This window comes from Mycobacterium sp. E3339 (assembly GCF_001666915.1).
Classification (GTDB): Bacteria; Actinomycetota; Actinomycetes; order Mycobacteriales; family Mycobacteriaceae; genus Mycobacterium.
The window spans coordinates 22,674-42,032 of record NZ_LZIZ01000126.1; the positions used below are offsets into that span (position 1 = coordinate 22,674).

18 protein-coding genes and 1 other RNA gene are annotated in these 19,359 nt (G+C 69.1%); 8 read left to right on the forward strand and 11 right to left on the reverse strand.

From position 1 onward, the window contains the following. Positions 1 to 42: 42 nt before the first annotated feature. The 3 genes from A5702_RS11480 to A5702_RS11490 all read right to left on the reverse strand — a co-directional run bounded on the left by A5702_RS11480 (position 43) and on the right by A5702_RS11490 (position 4,691). Positions 43 to 1,380 (reverse strand): glutamine synthetase family protein, encoded by a 1,338-nt coding sequence (locus A5702_RS11480; RefSeq protein ID WP_055404002.1) that lies wholly within the window; start codon positions 1,378 to 1,380, stop codon positions 43 to 45. A 91-nt stretch (positions 1,381 to 1,471) separates the two neighbouring features. Next, on the reverse strand, positions 1,472 to 3,022 hold the full coding sequence (locus A5702_RS11485; protein WP_156669579.1) for an alpha/beta hydrolase: 1,551 nt from the start codon (positions 3,020 to 3,022) through the stop codon (positions 1,472 to 1,474). A gap of 106 nt (positions 3,023 to 3,128) precedes the next feature. Further along, positions 3,129 to 4,691, reverse strand: a complete 1,563-nt coding sequence (locus A5702_RS11490; protein WP_156669582.1) for an alpha/beta hydrolase — start codon at positions 4,689 to 4,691, stop codon at positions 3,129 to 3,131. A gap of 202 nt (positions 4,692 to 4,893) precedes the next feature. Between A5702_RS11490 and panB the strand changes: the two genes are divergently transcribed. From panB to A5702_RS11505, 3 genes are all read left to right on the forward strand, one after another. Continuing rightward, positions 4,894 to 5,733: a 3-methyl-2-oxobutanoate hydroxymethyltransferase gene (gene panB / locus A5702_RS11495; protein WP_055404019.1), complete on the forward strand. Its 840-nt coding sequence runs from the start codon at positions 4,894 to 4,896 to the stop codon at positions 5,731 to 5,733. Between the two features lie 112 nt (positions 5,734 to 5,845). Beyond that, complete coding sequence (locus tag A5702_RS11500; RefSeq protein ID WP_068220778.1) at positions 5,846 to 7,027, forward strand: 1,4-beta-xylanase; 1,182 nt, start codon at positions 5,846 to 5,848, stop codon at positions 7,025 to 7,027. A gap of 152 nt (positions 7,028 to 7,179) precedes the next feature. After that, positions 7,180 to 8,739, forward strand: coding sequence for a CYTH and CHAD domain-containing protein (locus A5702_RS11505; protein WP_068220781.1), 1,560 nt, complete (start codon positions 7,180 to 7,182; stop codon positions 8,737 to 8,739). Between the two features lie 6 nt (positions 8,740 to 8,745). Here the strand turns inward: A5702_RS11505 and rnpB are convergent. Beyond that, positions 8,746 to 9,149: RNase P RNA component class A (gene rnpB / locus A5702_RS11510), an RNA gene on the reverse strand. A gap of 87 nt (positions 9,150 to 9,236) precedes the next feature. Here rnpB and A5702_RS11515 point away from each other — a divergent pair. Continuing rightward, positions 9,237 to 9,947, forward strand: coding sequence for a 2OG-Fe(II) oxygenase (locus A5702_RS11515; RefSeq protein ID WP_055404400.1), 711 nt, complete (start codon positions 9,237 to 9,239; stop codon positions 9,945 to 9,947). 45 nt (positions 9,948 to 9,992) lie between these two features. Beyond that, positions 9,993 to 11,162 (forward strand): cytochrome P450, encoded by a 1,170-nt coding sequence (locus tag A5702_RS11520; protein ID WP_068220784.1) that lies wholly within the window; start codon positions 9,993 to 9,995, stop codon positions 11,160 to 11,162. A 10-nt stretch (positions 11,163 to 11,172) separates the two neighbouring features. Here A5702_RS11520 and A5702_RS11525 read toward each other — a convergent pair whose 3' ends face one another. Further along, positions 11,173 to 12,087, reverse strand: coding sequence for a hypothetical protein (locus A5702_RS11525; RefSeq protein ID WP_156669580.1), 915 nt, complete (start codon positions 12,085 to 12,087; stop codon positions 11,173 to 11,175). Between the two features lie 108 nt (positions 12,088 to 12,195). Between A5702_RS11525 and tpx the strand changes: the two genes are divergently transcribed. From tpx to A5702_RS11540, 3 genes are all read left to right on the forward strand, one after another. After that, the gene (gene tpx, locus A5702_RS11530) at positions 12,196 to 12,693 is read left to right on the forward strand and encodes a thiol peroxidase (protein ID WP_067820047.1); all 498 of its coding nucleotides are present in this window, start codon (positions 12,196 to 12,198) and stop codon (positions 12,691 to 12,693) included. Positions 12,694 to 12,713: 20 nt separating this feature from the next. Continuing rightward, complete coding sequence (locus tag A5702_RS11535) at positions 12,714 to 12,908, forward strand: ferredoxin (RefSeq protein WP_067819966.1); 195 nt, start codon at positions 12,714 to 12,716, stop codon at positions 12,906 to 12,908. A gap of 72 nt (positions 12,909 to 12,980) precedes the next feature. Further along, positions 12,981 to 14,489, forward strand: a complete 1,509-nt coding sequence (locus A5702_RS11540) for a molybdopterin-dependent oxidoreductase (protein WP_156669583.1) — start codon at positions 12,981 to 12,983, stop codon at positions 14,487 to 14,489. Positions 14,490 to 14,493: 4 nt separating this feature from the next. Here the strand turns inward: A5702_RS11540 and A5702_RS11545 are convergent, their stop codons facing one another. The 6 genes from A5702_RS11545 to cobC are packed head-to-tail and all read right to left on the reverse strand — an operon-like array spanning position 14,494 to position 19,319. Next, complete coding sequence (locus A5702_RS11545; protein ID WP_055404384.1) at positions 14,494 to 14,694, reverse strand: hypothetical protein; 201 nt, start codon at positions 14,692 to 14,694, stop codon at positions 14,494 to 14,496. Between the two features lie 21 nt (positions 14,695 to 14,715). Beyond that, positions 14,716 to 15,297 (reverse strand): TetR-like C-terminal domain-containing protein, encoded by a 582-nt coding sequence (locus A5702_RS11550; RefSeq protein ID WP_055404382.1) that lies wholly within the window; start codon positions 15,295 to 15,297, stop codon positions 14,716 to 14,718. A gap of 17 nt (positions 15,298 to 15,314) precedes the next feature. After that, complete coding sequence (locus tag A5702_RS11555; protein WP_068220789.1) at positions 15,315 to 16,427, reverse strand: bifunctional RNase H/acid phosphatase; 1,113 nt, start codon at positions 16,425 to 16,427, stop codon at positions 15,315 to 15,317. After that, a complete protein-coding gene (locus A5702_RS11560; protein WP_068220792.1) occupies positions 16,424 to 17,161 on the reverse strand; it encodes a zinc ribbon domain-containing protein in 738 nt (245 codons plus the stop codon). Before A5702_RS11560 ends, A5702_RS11555 begins: the two co-directional genes overlap by 4 nt. Further along, the gene (locus A5702_RS11565) at positions 17,158 to 18,294 is read right to left on the reverse strand and encodes a Nif3-like dinuclear metal center hexameric protein (RefSeq protein WP_055404376.1); all 1,137 of its coding nucleotides are present in this window, start codon (positions 18,292 to 18,294) and stop codon (positions 17,158 to 17,160) included. The genes A5702_RS11560 and A5702_RS11565 overlap by 4 nt, the downstream gene beginning before the upstream one ends. After that, positions 18,291 to 19,319, reverse strand: coding sequence for an Rv2231c family pyridoxal phosphate-dependent protein CobC (cobC, locus tag A5702_RS11570; RefSeq protein ID WP_055404374.1), 1,029 nt, complete (start codon positions 19,317 to 19,319; stop codon positions 18,291 to 18,293). Before cobC ends, A5702_RS11565 begins: the two co-directional genes overlap by 4 nt. Positions 19,320 to 19,359 lie beyond the last annotated feature (40 nt).

Sequence of the window (19,359 nt, forward strand, 5' to 3'; positions counted from 1 at the left end):
CGCAACCCGCCTGGCGCGCAGGGGAAAGGCGGGCGCCGGGCCCTACAGCGACAGGTAGGTGCTCAGCTCGTAGGGGGTGACGTGGCTGCGATAGTTGGCCCACTCGGTGCGCTTGTTGCGCAGGAAGAAGTCAAAGACGTGCTCCCCCAAGGTTTCCGCGACGAGCTCGGAGGACTCCATGGCGCGCAGCGCGGCATCCAGGCTCGTCGGCAGCTCGCGGTAGCCCATCGCGATCCGCTCCTCGACGGTCAGGTCCCACACGTTGTCCTCGGCCTGGGGTCCCAGCACGTAGCCCTTCTCCACCCCGCGCAGCCCGGCCGCGAGCAGCACGGCGTACGCCAGATACGGGTTGCAGGCCGAGTCGGGGCTGCGCACCTCGATCCGCCGCGACGACGTTTTGTGCGGGGTGTACATCGGCACCCGCACCAGCGCCGAGCGGTTCGCCGCGCCCCACGACGCCGCGGTGGGCGCCTCGCCGCCATGCACCAGCCGCTTGTAGGAGTTGACCCATTGGTTGGTGACCGCGCTGATCTCGGAGGCGTGCTCGAGTATCCCGGCGATGAACGACTTGCCCACGTCGGAGAGCTGCAGCGGGTCGTCCGGGCTGTGGAACGCGTTGACGTCGCCCTCGAACAGGCTCATGTGGGTGTGCATGGCCGAGCCCGGATGCTCGGCGAAGGGTTTGGGCATGAACGACGCCCGCGCCCCGTTCTCGATCGCGACTTCCTTGATGACGTAGCGGAAGGTCATCACGTTGTCGGCCATCGACAGCGCGTCGGCGAACCGCAAATCGATCTCCTGCTGGCCCGGCGCGCCCTCGTGGTGGCTGAATTCCACCGAGATGCCCATGAACTCCAGCGCCTCGATCGCGTGCCGACGGAAGTTGGAGGCCGAGTCGTGCACCGCCTGATCGAAATAGCCGGCGGTATCGACGGGAATCGGCCTGGACCCGTCGTCGGGGCCGGGCTTGAGCAGGAAGAACTCGATCTCGGGGTGCACGTAGCAGGAGAAGCCGAGGTCGTTGGCCTTCTGCAGCTGGCGCCGCAACACGTGGCGCGGGTCCGCCCATGACGGCGAGCCGTCCGGCATGGTGATGTCGCAGAACATCCGCGCCGAGTGGTGGTGGCCGGCGGACGCCCACGGCAACACCTGGAAGGTCGACGGGTCGGGGTTGGCCACGGTGTCGGATTCCGAGACGCGGGCGAAGCCCTCGATCGATGATCCGTCGAAGCCGATGCCTTCCTCGAAGGCGCCCTCGAGTTCGGCCGGGGCGATGGCCACCGATTTGAGCGTGCCGAGCACATCGGTGAACCACAGCCGAACGAAACGGATATCCCGTTCCTCCAGGGTGCGGAGGACGAATTCCTTCTGGCGATCCATAACCGAAACAGTAGGCAACAGCTGTTAATTCTGTGTTACCGATGCGCGCTCGGAACAATTGCGAACATTGCAAACAGGCTGCTCAGTGCCGTCAGGACTGGCACCGGTAGGACGGCGGCGGCAACGTCCCCGCGACGAGATAACGCGTGACGGCGCCGTCCACACACTGGTCGCCGTTGAACACCGCGGTGTGTTGGGTCCCGTCGTAGGTGATCAGCGGGCCGCCCAGTTGGCGGGCCAGGTTGACGCCGGCCTGATATGGGGTGGCCGGATCGTGCGTGGTGGAGACGACGACGACCTTGCCCGGCGCCGCCGGCGAGGCCGCGTGCGGCGTCGACGTCGCCGGCACCGGCCACAGCGCGCACAGGTCGCGGGGGGCGTCCCCGGTGAACTGCCCGTAGCTGAGGAACGGGGCCGCCTGGCGGATGCGCCGATCCGCCGACACCCAGCTCGCCGAATCCTTCGGCGTGGGCGCGTCGACGCACCGGATCGCGTTGAACGCATCCTGATCGTTGGTGTAGTGCCCGCCGCGGTCGCGGCCCTCATAGTCGTCGGCGAGCAACAACAGGTCGCCCGCGTCGGTGCCGCGCTGCAGCCCGAGCAGGCCGCTGGTCAGGTACTTCCAGTGCGCCGGCGTGTACAGCGCGTTGATGGTGCCGGTGGTCGCGTCGGCATAACTCAGGCCGCGGGAGTCCGACGTGTGGCCCGGCTTGGCGACCAACGGGTCGACGAGGGCGTGATAGCGGTTGACGAACTGGGCCGGGTCGGTGCCCAGCGGGCAGCCCGGTGAGCGGGCGCAGTCGGTGGCGTAGTCGTTGAAAGCGGTTTGGAATCCCGCCATCTGCTGCACGTTCTCGTCGACCGGGCCGACGGTCGGGTCGATCGCGCCGTCGAGCACCATCGTCCGGACGTGGGCGCCGAACTTCTCCAGGTACGCGGTCCCCAGCTCGGTGCCGTAGCTGTAGCCGAGGTAGTTGATCTGATCGTCGCCCAGCGCCTGGCGGACCACGTCCATGTCGCGGGCCACCGACGCGGTGCCGACGTTGGCCAGGAACCCGGTGCCCATCCGGGTCACGCACTGCTGCGCCAGCTGCTCATAAAGCTGTTCGATGTGCGCCACGCCGGCCGGACTGTAGTCGACCATCGGCTCGCGACGGTAGGCGTCGAACTCGGCGTCGGTGCGGCAGCGCAGCGCCGGGGTGGAATGCCCCACCCCTCGCGGGTCGAAGCCGACCAGGTCGAAGTTGCGCCGGATGGGCGTGTTCTCCAAATCCGACGCCATCCCGGCCACCATGTCGACCGCGGACCCGCCCGGGCCGCCCGGATTGACCAACAGCGAGCCGATTCGCTGGCCGGTCGCCGGCACGCGGATCACCGCCAGCTTGGCCTGCCCGGCGCCGGGATTGTCGTAGTCGACCGGGACGGACACCGTGGTGCACTGCGCGGTGGGGACATCGCTTGTGTCCGTGACGAATTGACCGCAGCTCCCCCACGGCTGCGGCGTGGCCACCGACGCCTTCGGCGCCGGGGTCTGCCCGGCGTCGGGTTCGGGGGTGGCGCCGGCCACCGCCGATTGCCCCACCACCAACGCGAATGACAGCAGCGCCGAGCTCAAGGACCCCAGGCGCGACATGGCTGTCATCGTGTCAGCCGCGGGTACCCGAAGCGGCGCGAAACGATTACGCCTTGGTCTCGTCTGCGGAGCACCGGCGCGTTGCGTTGCGCTCGGCGTCAGAGGTGTACCCGCACTAGCACTTTGCGCCGCTTGGCGGTGTGGCGCCGCCGACCAGGTATGCCGTGACGTAGTTGTCGATGCAGCCGTCGCCCTGGAACACGACCGTGTGCTGGGTCCCGTCGTAGGTGAGCAACGAGCTGCGCAGCTGGTTGGCCAGATCCACCCCGGCCTTGTACGGGGTCGCCGGGTCGTGGGTGGTCGAGACCACCACGGTCGGCGCCAGGCCGGGCGCGGAGATGGGGTGCGGCTTGCTCGTCGGCGGCACCGGCCAGAAGGCGCAGGTGCCCAGCGGCGCGTCCCCGGTGAACTGGCCGTAGCTCATGAACGGCGCGATCTCCCGCGAGCGCCGGTCTTCGTCAATCACCTTGGCGCGGTCGGTGATCGGCGGCTGGTCGACGCAGTTGATGGCGACCCGCGCGTCGGTCGCGTTGGTGTAGTGGCCGTGCGCGTCGCGGCGCATGTACATGTCGGCCAGCGCCAGCAGGGTGTCGCCCCGGTGGTCGGCCAGCTCGCCCAGCCCGTCGCTCAGGTGATGCCACAACGTCGGCGAATACAGCGCCATGATCGTGCCGACGATGGCGTCGCTATAGCTCAGTCCCCGTGGGTCGTTCGTGGGGGCCGGCCTGCCGACCATCGGGTTGTTGGGATCGACCAGCGGGTCGACCAGGCTGTGGTAGACGTCGACGGCCTTGGCCGGGTCGGTGCCCAGCGGGCAGGTCGGTTTCTTCGCGCAGTCGGTGGCGAAGTCGTTGAACGCGTCCTGGAAACCCTTGGCCTGGCGCAGGTCTGCCTCGATCGGATCGGCGTTGGGGTCGACGGCGCCATCGAGGATCATCGCCCGCACCTTGTCCGGGTAGGCCTCCGCGTAGGCGGAGCCGATCCGGGTGCCGTAGGAGTAGCCGAGGTAGGTCAGCTTGTCGTCGCCCAGCGCCGCACGGATCGAGTCCAGGTCCTTGGCGACGTTGACCGTGCCGACGTTGGCCAAGAAGTTCTTGCCCATCTTGTCGACGCAGCGGCCGACGAACTGCTTGGTCTCGTCCTCGATGTGCGCCACGCCCGCCGGGGTGTAGTCGACGTTGGGCTCGGTGCGCAGCCGGTCGTTGTCGGCGTCGGAGTTGCACCAGACCGCAGGCCGCGACGACCCCACGCCGCGTGGATCGAAGCCCACCAGATCGAACCGCTCGCGGACCCGCTTGGGCAGCGACTGCACCACCCCCAGCGCGGCCTCGATGCCCGACTCCCCGGGACCGCCCGGGTTGATCACCAGCGAGCCGATCTTGTCGCCGGTGGCCGGGAACCGGATCATCGCCAGCGTCGCGACGTCGCCGTCGCGGTGGTCGTAGTCCACCGGCACCGCCAGCTTGCCGCACAGCGCCCCGGGGGGAATCTTGGCCTTCGGGTTCGAGGACTTGCACGGTGTCCATTCGACGGCCTGCCCCAGCTTGGGTTCGGCCAGTAGGGCGCGCCCGCCGACGACGCGAACGCAGCCCGCGAGCAGCAGCGCCACGGCAGCAAACGCCGTCCCAACCAGCAGCGTGCGCGCAACCTTGTCGCGGGAAGACAGACCCATGCCCACATATGCTGCCAGAGCCAAGCTGAGATTCTCATGAGCGGCACCACCGGCCCGCCGGCGGGCGACGGCGATCGGGCCCGCATGTATGGCACACGTCACAGCGACGGTGCAACCGCACAGCAGAGATGGCAGAATGGCACCGTCAGACGAACCCGGGGACCCTGCGAGGCCACGAGGATCGACCCGACCACCACTAGGGACAATGATGTCTGAGCAGAACGTTTATGGTGCAGGCACGTCGGAGCAGCCGCTCCCCAAAATCCGCACCCATCACCTGCAGAAGATGAAGGCCGAAGGCCACAAGTGGGCCATGCTCACGGCCTACGACTTCTCCACCGCCCGCATCTTCGACGAGGCGGGCATTCCGGTCCTGCTGGTCGGCGACTCGGCCGCCAACGTCGTCTACGGCTACGACACCACGGTGCCCGTCTCGATCGACGAGATGATCCCGTTGGTGCGCGGCGTGGTGCGGGGCGCCCGGCACGCCCTGGTCGTCGCGGACCTGCCGTTCGGCAGCTACGAGGCCGGACCCGCCGCGGCCCTGGCGTCGGCCACCCGGTTCATGAAGGAGGGCGGGGCACACGCCGTCAAGCTCGAGGGCGGCGAGCGGGTCGCGGAGCAGATCGCCTGCCTGACCGCGGCCGGCATCCCGGTGATGGCGCACATCGGCTTCACGCCGCAGAGCGTCAACAGCCTCGGCGGGTTCCGGGTGCAGGGGCGCGGTGACGCCGCGGAACAGACCGTGCACGACGCGATCGCGGTCGCCGAGGCCGGGGCGTTCTCCGTCGTCATGGAGATGGTGCCGGCCGAACTGGCCACGCAGATCACCGGCAAGCTGACCATCCCGACCATCGGCATCGGCGCCGGCCCCAACTGCGACGGCCAGGTCCTGGTCTGGCAGGACATGGCCGGCGTCAGCAGCGGCAAGGCCGCGCGCTTCGTCAAGCGGTTCGCCGACGTCGGCGACCAACTGCGCCGGGCCGCCACCCAATACGCGCAAGAGGTGGCCGAGGGCACCTTCCCCGCCGACGAGCACTGCTTCTGACGTAATCCCCCAAACCGCCAAACCCGTTGTGTGGCAGGCGCGTACGATTGCTCTTGGATAGCTTCTCAAGAGCGAAGGTGAACACATCGACCGGGGGATTTGTGGTGACTTCGTGCACCGCCGAAGCGTGCTGAAGTTACCGCTATTGCTGGCAGGAGGCACGGCACTGGCCCGAGCACCTCGCGCGGCCGCGCAGCCCGCGCCTGGCACCTCGCCGCAGGCAAGCCGCTGGTCACCCGAGCGCGCCAACCGGTGGTATCAGGCTCAGGGCTGGCCGGTCGGGGCGAACTACATCACGTCGAACGCGATCAACCAGCTGGAGATGTTTCAGCCCGACACTTTCGACCCGCGACGCATCGACACCGAACTGGGCTGGGCGCGCGCCAACGGGCTCAACGCGGTGCGGGTCTTCCTGCACGACCTGTTGTGGGCGCAGGACCAACGGGGGTTTCAGGTCCGCCTCGCCCAGTTCGTCGACATCGCGGCGCGCCACGACATCAAGCCGCTGTTCGTGTTGTTCGACTCCTGCTGGGATCCCCGTCCCGAGGCCGGCCCGCAGCGCGCCCCCACCCCGGGCGTGCACAACTCCGGTTGGGTCCAGAGCCCGGGCGCGCAGCGCCTCGACGACCGCGGCTACCTGAACACGCTGCGGGCCTACGTCACCGGGGTGCTGACCCAATTCCGCACCGACGACCGCGTTTTGGGCTGGGACCTGTGGAACGAGCCGGACAATCCGTCGAAGTACTACCGCTCCGTCGAGCGGGGCGACAAGCTCGACCTGGTCGCCGACCTGCTTCCCCAGGTGTTCGGCTGGGCCCGCACGGTCGATCCGTCCCAGCCGCTGACGAGCGCGGTCTGGGACGGCGAGTGGGGCGACCCCGGTCGTCGCAGCGCGATCAGCGGCATCCAGCTGGACAACTCCGACGTGATCACGTTCCACTCCTACGCCGCGCCGCCGGAGTTCGAGGGGCGCATCGCCGAGCTCGCACCCCTCGGGCGCCCCATCCTGTGCACCGAATACATGGCCCGTCCGTTGGGCAGCACCGTCCAGGGCGTGCTGCCCATCGCGAAGCGCTACAACGTCGGTGCGTTCAACTGGGGGCTGGTCGCCGGGAAAACCCAGACCTTCTTCCCGTGGGACTCATGGGAGCACCCATATCCCGCCTTGCCCGACGAGTGGTTCCACGACCTGCTCGCCCCCGACGGGCGGCCGTTCCGCGAGCCCGAGACTCAGACGATTCGCGAGCTGAGCGGGCTGGCAATGCATCTGCACGACGCGCCGCCCCCCGGCTGAGCTACTGGCACCGATTCTCCGAAATCGATCAACGGCTGGCGAATGCCCTCCAGGTCGGAGTGCGGTAACCGGGATATGGCAGGCTATGGGAGCCCATCACCACCGTTCCCGACGTTCAAGGCCGCGGCGACGCGCCCGCAACGGAGCCGAAAATGCCTGCTAAAGCGCCGCAAACCTCGCGCCATTTAGAGGTGGAGCGCAAGTTCGACGTCGGCGAGTCCACCGTGTCGCCTTCGTTCGAAGGCATCGCAGCGGTGGCGCACGTCGACAAGTCGCCGACGCAGACGTTGGACGCGACGTACTTCGACACCCCGGCACAGGACCTGGCCCGCAACAAGATCACTTTGCGCCGCCGCACCGGTGGTGCCGACGCGGGGTGGCACCTGAAGCTGCCCGCCGGACCCGAGGTCCGCACCGAAGTGCGGGCACCGCTGGACGCCTCCGGCCCGGACAACCCCGACACCGTGCCGGAAGAACTGGTGGACGTCGTGCTGGCGATCGTCCGCGACCGCCCGCTGGAGCCGGTCGCGCGCATCACCACGCAACGCGAAAGCCAGGTGTTGTACGCCGCGGACGGCACCCCGCTGGCGGAGTTCTGCAACGACCACGTCACCGCGTGGTCGGCCCAGACCTCCGATGACGCCGACCTGGAGCCCACCCAGCAGGAGTGGCGCGAATGGGAATTGGAGCTCATCGAGTCAAGCGGGGCGTCCAACGGCGCCCCCGACACCGAACTGTTGAACCGCCTGGGTAACCGGCTGCTGGACGCCGGCGCCGCACCCGCCGGTCACGCCTCCAAGCTCGCGCGGGTGCTCGGCACGACGCCGCGGCCCATCGGCGATCAGCCCGCCGAGCACCCGCTGCAGCGCGCGGTGGCCGAGCAGATCCGCGAACTGTTGGTGTGGGATCGCGCCGTGCGGGCCGACGCGTTCGATTCCATTCACCAGATGCGGGTCACCACTCGCAAGCTGCGCAGCCTGCTACGCGACTACGAGGAAACGTTCGGACTGCCCGACACCTGGGTCCTCGACGAACTCCGCGAACTGGCCGGCATCCTCGGCATCGCCCGCGACGCCGAGGTGCTTGCGGAGCGTTACGAGCGTGAATTGGACGGGCTGGCACCGGATTTGGTGCGCGGACCGGTGCGCGAGCGGCTGGTCGGGGGCGCGCAGCGCCGGTATCAGACCGGGCTGCGCCGGTCGCTGATGGCGATGCGAACGCAGCGCTACTTCCGGCTGCTCGACGCCCTCGAGGCGATCGCCGCGCAACCCCCCGGCGCCGCCTCGGGCGAGGAACACGCGCCGGTCACCATCGACGCCGCCTACAAGAAGGTCCGCAAGGCGGCCAAGGCCGCCAGGGCGGTCGCCGAGGTGGACCCGGAGCAGCCGGACGACCAACACCACCGCGACGAGGCGCTCCACCGAATCCGCAAGCGGGCCAAGCGGCTTCGCTACACCGCGGCGGCCACCGGCGCCGACAGGGTCGCCGAGCAGTCGAAGGCCGTCCAGTCGCTGCTCGGTGACCACCAGGACAGCGTGGTCAGCCGCGAGCACCTGCGCCACGAGTCCGAGGCCGCGCACGCCGACGGCGAGGACACCTTCACCTACGGCCTGCTGTACCAACAGGAGGCCGACCTGGCCGAGCGGTGCGCTCAGCAGCTCGACGACGCGTTGCGCAAACTCGCCAAGGCGGTGCGCAAGGCCCGGCGCTGAGCGGGGCGGACGAGTCGGCCTGTAAGCCGGATTCTGTTCCCCGCTGCCGCGGCATGAGCAACGGCGGCGGGGTGGCGACCATCCATCTGGACACACCGTCGCCGGGTGCCTCAAGCGGCCTACCCGCAGGCTCGGGCGAGCAACCCTCGAGCGCCTGCGCGGCCACACCTTTCGGTGCGGCCTTCTTGGCCTTGCTTCGGGTGGGGTTTGCCTAGCCACCCCGGTCACCCGGGGTGCTGGTGCGCTCTTACCGCACCGTTTCACCCTTACCACCGCGAGGGTGGCGGTCTGTTTTCTGTGGCACTGTCCCGCGAGTCACCTCGGATTGCCGTTAGCAATCACCCTGCTCTGTGAAGTCCGGACTTTCCTCGAACCGCCTTGCGGCGGTCCGCGGCCGCCCGGCCAACTCGTCCGCGAGGATTCACGCTACTACTTGCGCGAGGCCGGGGCCAGCAACTATCGGCCGGCGGGCTCGGCGCGGCCCTATCGTGAACCTGATGGACCGATGGCAAAAGCGCGTCGACTCCGCCGACTGGGACACCGTCACCGGCGCGCTCGACGAATACGGCGGGGCGCTGCTGCCGCGGCTGATCACCAAGAGTGAGGCGGCCCGGCTGCGCGGCCTATATAGCGACGACAGCCTGTTCCGCTCGACCGTCGACATGGCGCCCAAGCGGTACGGCGCGGGGCAGTATCGCTACTTCCACGCCCCCTACCCCGACCCGATCGAGGAACTCAAGCAGGCGCTGTATCCCCGGCTGTTGCCGATTGCCCGCGACTGGTGGGGCAAGCTGCGCCGCGACCCGCCCTGGCCGGATAGCCTCGACGATTGGCTGGCGACCTGCCACGCGGCCGGCCAGCGCAGGTCCACCGCGCTGATGCTCAGGTACGGCCCGGGCGACTGGAACGCCCTGCATCGAGACCTGTACGGCGACTTGGTCTTTCCGCTACAGGTGGTGATCAACCTGAGCGAACCCGAAACCGACTACACCGGCGGCGAATTCCTGCTCGTCGAACAGCGGCTGCGCGCGCAATCCCGCGGCATGGCAACGCAATTGCCCCAGGGGCACGGCTTCGTGTTCACCACGCGGGAGCGTCCGGTGCCCTCGCGCCGCGGCTGGTCCGCGGCGCCGGTGCGCCACGGGGTGTCGGTCGTGCGCTCGGGCGAGCGCTACGCGATGGGCCTGATCTTCCACGACGCGGCCTGAGGCTAGGCCATTGCCCAACGCGCACGTTGGTGCCAGTCTGACCAGATGACAGAAACCGAAGGGTTCGTCGACCAAACGGTCACGGGTCTCGCGGAGCCACAGCCGATGTACAAGGCGTTGCGCGAATCGAGCCCGGTGTTCCGGTCGCCGCAGGCGGTCGTGCTGAGCCGCCTGGCCGACATCGAGATGGCGCTCAAGCACACCGAGCTGTTCTCGTCGAACATGGACGCCGTCGATCTCGGCAACGTGCGGCCGCTGATCCCGCTACAGATCGACCCGCCGGAGCACGCCAAGTACCGCCGCGTCCTCGACCCGTTGTTCACGCCGCGGGAGATGGCGCGGCGCGAGCCGCGCGTCACCGAGTTGGTGAACGAGATGATCGACCGCTTCGCCGACCGGGGCGAATGCGACTTCCATGCCGAGTTCGCGGTGCCGCTGCCGTGCACCGTCTTCCTGCAGCTGCTCGGGTTGCCGCTGGAAGACCTCGACAAGTTTTTGGAATGGAAGGACGGCGTCATCCGCCCGGAGGGCGATTCGGGCTTCGACCGCCGCCACGAGACCTCCGCCGGGGTGGCGCAACAGATCTACGACTACTTCGACCGCGCGATAGACGACCACATCGCCAGCCCCCGCGACGACGTGCTGTCGGCCATGATCGCCGCCGACATCGCCGGGCAACCGCTGTCGCGGGAGGAGCTGCTCGACATCTGCTTCCTGTTCCTGATCGCCGGCCTGGACACGGTGACCGACTCGCTCGACTGTTTCTTCGTGTACCTGGCGCGCCATCCCGAGCACCGTCACCAGCTCGTCGAGCAACCCGACGTGCTGCCCAGCGCCATCGAGGAGTTGTTGCGTTGGGAGACACCGGTTCCCGGCGTGGCGCGGGTAGCCATCCAGGACGTCGAGGTGGGCGGGTGCCCCATCAGCAAGGGCGAACGGGTCAGCCCGTTGCTGGGCGCGGCCAACACCGACCCGGCCGAGTTCCCCGATCCGGAGCTGGTGGACTTCACCCGCAACCCGAACCGGCACCGCGCGTTCGGCGGCGGTCCCCACCGATGCCTCGGCTCGCATCTGGCCCGCATGGAGCTGCGGGTGGCGTTGCGCGAATTTCACCGGCGCATACCGGATTACGAGATCAAACCGGGCACCCAGCTGAGCTACACCGCCGCGCTGCGTTCGGTGGAGTCGCTGCCGCTGATCTTCCCGGTGCCTTAGGTGGTGCGGCTCAGACCTTGACGGCCCGCGAGGCTCGGCGCTCCTGACCCGGCATCGTGGGCATTCCGTTTCCCCGCCCGGAAGTCGAGAAGTGTCGCAGCGGAACTTCGTCGCTATCGCGCATCGAGCCCGAAATGAGGTACTCGGGTCGCGGTTCCGGCTCCGGCAGGAAGTCGCGGCGGTACGCGTCGAGCCGGTCGACAATCAACAAATAGTCGAAAATGTGTCGGCTGAGAATCGACAGGTCGGACTTGCCGAGCTGGTCGGCCTTGAACAATGGGTAGACGAACTCGAACGCCCGGAAATAGCCCTGGCTTTCGATGTCGTTCACCAGGCAGATCACTTCCGAGGCGACGAACGACGACAGATCGAGAATCTCCCGATTCACTTGGCGGGCGCGGTCCATGTGAAAGTGAATCGCATCCAACACCGGGGTGTGCGCCGCGGGGCTGGCCGACGCAATCAGCATGTTGGTGGGCGTTTGCGGTCCGATCTTGCTGCACGTCTCCTGAACGTTCGCCAACGAATTCTCTCGATGACTGTCGAAGCCGGCCGCTTGGTGCAAGGTGCCCATGAGATTGGTCGCCTCGCCAACGACGCGAGCGATCAGCGGCTCCAGGTTCTTGTAGATGTTTTGGCGATCGCGCCGCAGCGGCAGCCGGACTACCAGCAGGTAGAAGATGAATGCCTCCACGTAGCCGTTGGCGAGGTGGAAACCGACGGCGCCGAGTCGCTCACCACCCGGGAAGATTTCCGGAGTGTTGGCCAGGAGAACGTGCTGGGCAAGGCAATAGGCCAGGGCGATGCATGCCAGCGCCCAGAGCGATCGGTTGAGTGTGCGTTCGAACGGGCTGAGATACGTGAGCTGAGTCGCTCGTCGCCAGCGGCGTTTGATTCCATCGCGCATGCGGCGATTATCGCCCAATTAGGCCGCCCTGGACTCGAATTTTGCCTGCTTCCTTTTTCGGCCCCCGGTGCCGGTTAATTCGGCGACATCGGGACCTGACTCGGGCGGGCCTGGCACACTATGCGCATGGCACAGATAACCTTGAATGGAAACCCGATAAACACCGTCGGCGAGCTGCCTGCCATCGGATCCAAAGCCCCGGCCTTCAACTTGATCGGCTCCGACTTGTGGGTGATCAGTGCCGAGCAGTTTCTCGGCAAGCCCTTGGTGCTGAACATTTTTCCGTCCGTCGATATCGCGGTTTGCGCGACGACCGTGCGGACCTTCAACGAGCGCGCCGCGGGAACCGGCGTGTCCGTGGTGTGCGTGTCAAAGGACCTGCCGTTCGCGTTTCAACGATTCTGCAGCGCCGAGGGCATCGACAACGTCAGGACGGCCTCGGCCTTCCGGGACAGCTTCGGCGAGGACTACGGCGTCACGATCACCGACGGCCCGATGGCGGGGCTTCTTGCCCGCGCCGTCGTGGTGATCGACGCCGACGGCAACGTCGCGTACACCGAATTGGTGCCAGAACTCGACGACGAGCCCAACTACGACAGCGCCCTGGCCATGCTGGTGGGCTGAGTGCAGGAGGAGCACCGCTGATGACCCGCATTCTCATCGACGCCGACCGGTGCACCGGCCACGGGCGCTGCTACACGCTGGCCCCGGATGTGTTCGACGCCGACGAGGTGGGCCACTCGGTCGTGCTCGTCCCCGACGTCTCCGGTGACCTCGAGGCGCAGGCCGTCACCGCCGAGCAGAATTGCCCCGAGGGCGCCATCACCCTGGTTCGCTGACGCGGGCCGGGATCCGGGCCGCTACGCGAGGATATGGGCATGACAACCACGCCGCCGACATCGAACGGGCGGATGATCGCCGGGGTCGCGGCGGCGTCCGTCGCGCTGGGGGTGGCCCAGCTGGTGGGCATCCCGTTCGGGGCGCGGGCCGACGCCCGGGCCGCGATCGGCTCGGCCGTCGTCGACCTGACACCGGGGCCGGTCAAAGAGTGGGCGATTCAAACCCTGGGCACCCTGGACAAGCTCTTCCTGGCCGTCGCCGTGCTCGTGGTGATCGCGGCGATCGCCGCGATCGCCGGAACGCTGGAGACCCCGCGCCGGCCGTTCGGCAGCGCCGTGATCGCGGCGGCGGGCGCGCTCGGATGCGCCGCGGTGCTGTCGCGGCCGGGCGCGAGCGCGCTCGACACGATCCCCACCGTCGCCGGCGCGGTCTGCGGCGTGGCGGCCCTTCGCTTGCTCACCCGCCGGTTCGGTTCCGGCCCCGAAGATTCCGATGCCGGCGAGCCGGACGCCGGCAGGCGCAGGCTGCTCGTGCTTTCGGTGCTGGGGTTCGGGGTGGTGAGCGGCGTGGCCGGTGCGGTGATCACGCGGTTGGTGCATTCGGTGGCCGCGGACCGCAACAGCTTCGCGCTTCCCCGTCCGCACGCGGCGGCGCCACCCATACCCGCCGACGTGCAGCCGAAAGGTGTTGAGCTGCCCAGCTTCATCACTCCCAGCGCCGACTTCTACCGGGTGGACACCGCGCTCGCGGTTCCCCAACTCAGCCACGGCGACTGGCGGCTGCGCATCCACGGCATGGTGAACCGCGAAGTTACGTACGGCTTCGCCGACCTCGCCGGCTTCGACGTGGTCGAAAAGGTGGCGACGCTGACCTGCGTATCGAATCCCGTTGGGGGCAAACTCATCTCGACGGGCGTCTGGACGGGTTACCGGGTTGCCGACCTGCTGGCGGCGGCCGGGGTGCATCCGGACGCCGACATGGTGCTCTCGACATCGATCGACGGATTCACCGCAGGCACACCGGTGGATGCGCTCACCGACGGCCGCGACGCGTTGCTGGCGGTCACCCTCAATGGCCAGCCCCTGCCGATCGAGCACGGCTATCCGGCGCGGCTGGTCGTGCCGGGACTCTACGGGTACGTGTCCGCCACCAAGTGGGTCGTCGACCTGGAGCTGACCCGCTTCGACAGGGCGGAGGCGTACTGGACGCGGCAGGGCTGGGCGCCACGTGCACCCGTCAAGACCCAGTCGAGGATCGACGTGCCGAGAGGTGGTCAGCGGGTGCCGATGGGCCCGGTCGTGTTTGGCGGTGTCGCATGGGCGCAGAATCGCGGCGTGCGGTCCGTGGAGGTCCGCATCGACGGCGGCGGGTGGCAGCCCGCCGAGCAGGGCGCGAGCTATTCCAACGAGACATGGCGGCTGTGGACGTTTCCCTGGGAGGCGAAAAGCCCTGGGAGGCACACCATCACGGTGCGAGCCACCGACAACACCGGGGCCACCCAGACCGCGGATCGCGTCCCTCCGGTCCCGGACGGTGCCACCGGCTGGCACACGGTGGACTTCACCGTCGCGGGGGCATGAAGCGTTATCTCGACGAGAGCTTCCGCCAGCTGACCACCGCGATCACAACGCCGATCACCGCCGTGATGGGGCCGATGACCGACCAGGTGGTGGTGTTGCTCATCGGGCTACCACCGAGCACCCCGAATCCCTGGAGCGCCCAGATCGAACCGAACAACGCGAGGATCAACCCGAAGGCGAGGGTGGCGACGAATGTCCTTCTCATACCGGGATGCTACGCGCGCCCTCACTTGCGGGCGAGGGCGTGATACGCCATGTCGGCGATGGCCTCGCAGTATTCGTCATCGACGGGGACGTCGGAGTACAGGACGCGAATGTTGAGCGGCGACAGCACGATCTGAACCGCGGCCAGGGTGTTGACGCCCTCGCGCAATTCGCCCCGCTCCCTGGCCCGGTCCACGACCGCGCGCACGGCGGTGAAATGCGCCCACCAGAACCGCAACCGGGTGGCTTCGTCGTGTCCGCTGCGGCGGTCCATCACCAGCGAGCGCAGCAGCGTCCGACCCACCTCGGTGTTGATCCGATTGGTCACGTTGCGGGCCAACGCCTGTAGGTCGCCACGCAACGACCCGGTGTCGGTTCCGGTGTTCACCCTGTCGATATCGGACAGCACCGCGTCGACGATGAGCCGGCGCCGGTCCCCCCAGTACCGGTACACCATCGCCGCGTCGAGGCGATGCCGTTCGGCGAGGGCTTCGATGCTGAACCGCTCGACACCCCAGCGGGACAATTCGTCGAGTACCGCCGGCATCACCCTCTCCCGGACGTCCGCGGGAATGGCTTCACGGGTCGGATCAGACGGCTCCATCGACGTCTCCTTCCGGCCTAGAGGTATCCGGTCTGGTTCACCAGGCGCACGGAAGACGCACCGTCGGAATAGAACTCGGCGATGCTCAGGGACGCCAGGTCCAGGTGCAACCGGTACAGGATGCCGGGACCGGCCTCCAGCGCGAGCCGCAGCAGCATTTTGATCGGCGTCACGTGCGACACCACCAGCACCGTGCTGCCCTGATGCGCGGCGATGATCCGTTCCCGGGCCCGGACGACCCGATCGAGCACGGCATCAAAGCTCTCGCCGCCCGGTGGGGTGGTGCCGGTGTCACGCAGCCAGCGGCCGTGCAGCTCCGGGTCGCGCTCGGCGGCCTCCACGAAGGTCAGGCCCTCCCAGGCGCCGAAATCGGTTTCGATCAAGTCGTCGTCGACGGTCACGTCCAGGCCGAGCGCCTTGGCGGCCCGGGCCGCCGTGTCGTAGGCCCGCTGCAGCGGCGAGGAGAACACCGCCGAAATCCCGCCGCGCTGCGCGAGATAACGCGCCGCGGCGTCGGCCTGACTCCGGCCCACTTCGGTCAGGGCCGGGTTGCCGCGGCCCGAGTAGCGGCGCTGGGCCGACAGCTCGGTCTGTCCGTGCCGCAGCAACAGCAGCCTGGTCGGCGTACCGCGGGCGCCGGTCCAGCCGGGCGCCTGTGGGGATTGCGCCGCAGCGGGTTTCGCGGATTCGGCCGCGCGCTCGTCGGGTTCGTTGGCCAGGTCGCTTTCGGCGGCCGCGTCCATCGCCTCGTTCGCCAACCGGTCGGCGTAGGAGTTGCGCTCGCGCGGAATCCACGTGTAGCTGATCCGGTCGAACCGCGACGCCAGCGCTTTCGCCTTGCCGTGCAGTTCGATCAGGTCGGGGTGCTTGACCTTCCACCGTCCCGACATCTGCTCCACCAACAGCTTGGAATCCAGGTAGACCGCGGCTTCGGTGGCGCCGAGTTGCAGGGCGTCGTCCAAACCGGCCAGCAGTCCCCGATATTCGGCCACGTTGTTGGTGGCCCGGCCGATCGCCTGCTTGTTCTCCGCCAGCGCCGTCGAGCGGTCCTCGGTCCACACCACGGCGCCGTACCCGGCGGGGCCGGGGTTTCCGCGCGACCCGCCGTCGGCCTCGATCACGACCTTCACTGGTCGCTCCCGTTGACCCGCAACAGGATCGCGCCGCACTCCGGGCAGCGCACCACATCGTCCTCGGCGGCCGCGGAGATGCGGGACATCTCGCCGCGGTCGATCTCCAGGCGGCAGGCACCGCAGCGGCGCCCCAGCAGCGGCCCGGCGCCCGGACCTCCCCCGGCTCGCTGGCGTTCGTAGAGCGCCGACAGGGCGGGATCCAGCGCGGCGCTCAGGGTCTCGCGGCGTGACGAATGCGCCTGGCGTGCCTCGCTGATTTCGGCGAGCGCGGCGTCGAGAGCCTGCCGGGCGCCGGCCAATTCGGCCTCCAGCGCCTCGACCCTGCCCTGTGCGTCGTCCAGTTGGGTCTGCAGCTCCTCGCGCCGCTCCAGCACGTCCAGCAGCGAATCTTCCAGGCTGGCCTGGCGGCGCGTCAGGGTCTCCAGCTCGTGCTGGAGGTCCGACAACTGCTTGGCGTCGGCCGCCCCGGACTGCAGCAAGGATCGGTCGCGGTCTTCGCGCTGGCGCACCGCCTCGATCTCGGACTCGAACCGCGACACCTGAGTGTCGATGTCCTCCAACGCGATTCGGATGGCACCCACGCGGTCGCCGGCGGCGGTGAGTTCCTCCTGCAGCCACTCGCAGGCCTGCTGCTCCGCCAGATGGCCGGCCCGGTGCGTGATGCGGGACAGCTCCGCATCCAGCTTCGACAGCTCGAGGAGCGAACGCTGCTGAGCGACTTCAGCCTTCATCGCTGGTCACCTTCCATCTGCCCCATGTTCCACGGGTCGGTGCGGATGCCGCACACCCGCACCGTCAGCGCCGCACCGAAACGGGACCGCAGCAGTTCGGCGGCCTGCTCGCACCAGGGAAATTCGCTCGCCCAGTGCGCCACGTCCACCAGCGCGACACTAGAGGACCGGCGATGCTCGTCGGCCGGATGGTGCCGCAGGTCGGCCGTAACGTAGGCCTGCACGCCCGCGCCGGCCGCGGTCGCCAGCAGCGAGTCCCCGGCCCCGCCGCAGACCGCGACCCGCGACACCGGCGCGTCGGGGTCGCCGGCCGCGCGGACGCCCCACACCGTTGGCGGCAGCGCGGCGTCCACGCGGGACACGAAGTCGCGCAGCGGTTCCGGGCGCGCCAGGGTGCCGATGCGGCCCAGCCCGGCGTCGCCGGGCAGGGGCAGCAACGCGAACACGTCGAACGCGGGCTCCTCGTAGGGGTGGGCGGCGCGCATCGCGGTCAGCACGGCCGCCCGGATCCGCGCCGGCGCGACGACCTCGAACCGGTCCTCGGTCACTCGCTCGACGGTCCCGACGCTGCCGATCGCGGGGGACGCGCCCTCGTGCGGCAGGAACTGACCGATGCCGGTGATGCTCCAGCTGCACTGCGAGTAGTCGCCGATGTGCCCGGCGCCGGCCTCGAACATGGCCGCCTGCACGGCTTCGGAGTTTTCGCGAGGCACGTAGACGACCCACTTGTCCAGGTCTGGCGCGGCGGTTCGCGGCTCGAGGGCCGCTTCGACGGTGAGGCCGAGGGCGTGGGCCAGCGCGTCGGACACGCCGGGCGAAGCCGAGTCGGCGTTGGTGTGCGCGGTGAACAGCGAACGGCCCGTTCGGATCAGGCGGTGCACCAGCGCGCCCTTGGGCGTGCTCGCCGCCACCGTGTCCACTCCGCGCAGCAGCAACGGGTGATGGGCCAGCAGCAGGCCGCCCTCGGGAACTTCGTCGACGACCGCGGGCGTCGCGTCGACCGCAACGGTCACCGACTCGGTGGCATCGTCGGGGTCGCCGCACACCAGTCCCACCGAGTCCCACGGCTCGGCGAGCCGCGGTGGGTAGGCCTCGTCCAGCGCGTCGATGATGTCGGCCAGCCGCACGCTCATCGCCGCACCTCCGAGATCGCCCGAACCAGCAGCGGCCACTCCCTGCGCACCGCGGCCCGCAGGTAGCGCTCGTCGAGGCCGACGAACGTATCGCAGCGGCGAATGGCGATCCCCTTGTCCTGCAGGCTCTTTCGGACCTTATCGGCCCCCGGCAAGCGGAACAGCACGAACGGGGCCCGGCCGGCGACCACCTCGGCGCCCACCGACGTCAGGCCGGCGACCATCTCGGCGCGCACCTCCGCCAGCCGCGCGGCACCGGCCGCCGCCTCGGCGACGGACTGCCGGCCGCAACACGCCGCGATGGCCGAAAGCTGCAGCGTGCCCACCGGCCAGTGCGCGCGCCGAGCGGTCAACCGGGCCAACACCTCCGGTGACCCAAGGGCGTAGCCCACCCGCAGCCCCGCCAGCGCCCACGTCTTGGTCAGGCTGCGCAGCACCAGCACGTCGGGCAGCGACTCAGCGGCCAGCGACTCGGGCTCGCCGGGGATCGAATCGGCGAACGCCTCGTCGACCACCAGGATGCGGCCGGGCCGGCGCAGCGCGAACAGCTGCTCGCGGGTGTGCACCACCGAGGTGGGGTTGGTGGGATTGCCCACGACGACCAGGTCGGCGTCGTCGGGAATGCTCACCCCGTCCAGGGCGAAGGGCGGCTCGAGCACGACGTGGTGCACGGGCACCCCGGCGGCGGTGAGCGCGTCGGCCGGCTCGGTGAACGACGGCGCGACGATCGCCGCCCGCGTCGGGCGCAGGTTGCTCAGCAAGGCGAACCCCTCGGCCGCCCCCGCCAGCGGCAGCACCTCGTCGCGGGCCCGGCCGTGCCGCTCGGCGATCGCGTGCTGCGCCGAACGCACGTCCCGCGCGCTCGGGTAGGAAGCCAGATCGGGCAGTCGCGCGGCCAGCCGGCGCACCAGCCACTCGGGCGGGTGGGTGTGTCGGACGTTGACGGCGAAATCCAGCATCCCCGGTGCGACCGCCTGGTCACCGTGATAGCGCGCCGCAGGCGGGCTCATGTTCAGACTCGCCACCCGAGAAACACTAGTGGGCCGCCCGACCCCGTGGCACCGA

Bases quoted from the DNA above. Each gene is read 5' to 3' on its own strand.
- panB (WP_055404019.1), top strand. From the start codon at position 4,894: ATGTCTGAGCAGAACGTTTATGGTGCAGGCACGTCGGAGCAGCCGCTC.
- A5702_RS11535 (WP_067819966.1), top strand. From the start codon at position 12,714: ATGACCCGCATTCTCATCGACGCCGACCGGTGCACCGGCCACGGGCGC.
- A5702_RS11505 (WP_068220781.1), top strand. From the start codon at position 7,180: ATGCCTGCTAAAGCGCCGCAAACCTCGCGCCATTTAGAGGTGGAGCGC.
- tpx (WP_067820047.1), top strand. From the start codon at position 12,196: ATGGCACAGATAACCTTGAATGGAAACCCGATAAACACCGTCGGCGAG.
- A5702_RS11480 (WP_055404002.1), bottom strand. From the start codon at position 1,380: ATGGATCGCCAGAAGGAATTCGTCCTCCGCACCCTGGAGGAACGGGAT.
- A5702_RS11565 (WP_055404376.1), bottom strand. From the start codon at position 18,294: ATGAGCGTGCGGCTGGCCGACATCATCGACGCGCTGGACGAGGCCTAC.
- A5702_RS11550 (WP_055404382.1), bottom strand. From the start codon at position 15,297: ATGGAGCCGTCTGATCCGACCCGTGAAGCCATTCCCGCGGACGTCCGG.
- A5702_RS11545 (WP_055404384.1), bottom strand. From the start codon at position 14,694: ATGAGAAGGACATTCGTCGCCACCCTCGCCTTCGGGTTGATCCTCGCG.
- A5702_RS11515 (WP_055404400.1), top strand. From the start codon at position 9,237: ATGGACCGATGGCAAAAGCGCGTCGACTCCGCCGACTGGGACACCGTC.
- A5702_RS11520 (WP_068220784.1), top strand. From the start codon at position 9,993: ATGACAGAAACCGAAGGGTTCGTCGACCAAACGGTCACGGGTCTCGCG.
- A5702_RS11560 (WP_068220792.1), bottom strand. From the start codon at position 17,161: ATGAAGGCTGAAGTCGCTCAGCAGCGTTCGCTCCTCGAGCTGTCGAAG.
- A5702_RS11485 (WP_156669579.1), bottom strand. From the start codon at position 3,022: ATGACAGCCATGTCGCGCCTGGGGTCCTTGAGCTCGGCGCTGCTGTCA.
- A5702_RS11540 (WP_156669583.1), top strand. From the start codon at position 12,981: ATGATCGCCGGGGTCGCGGCGGCGTCCGTCGCGCTGGGGGTGGCCCAG.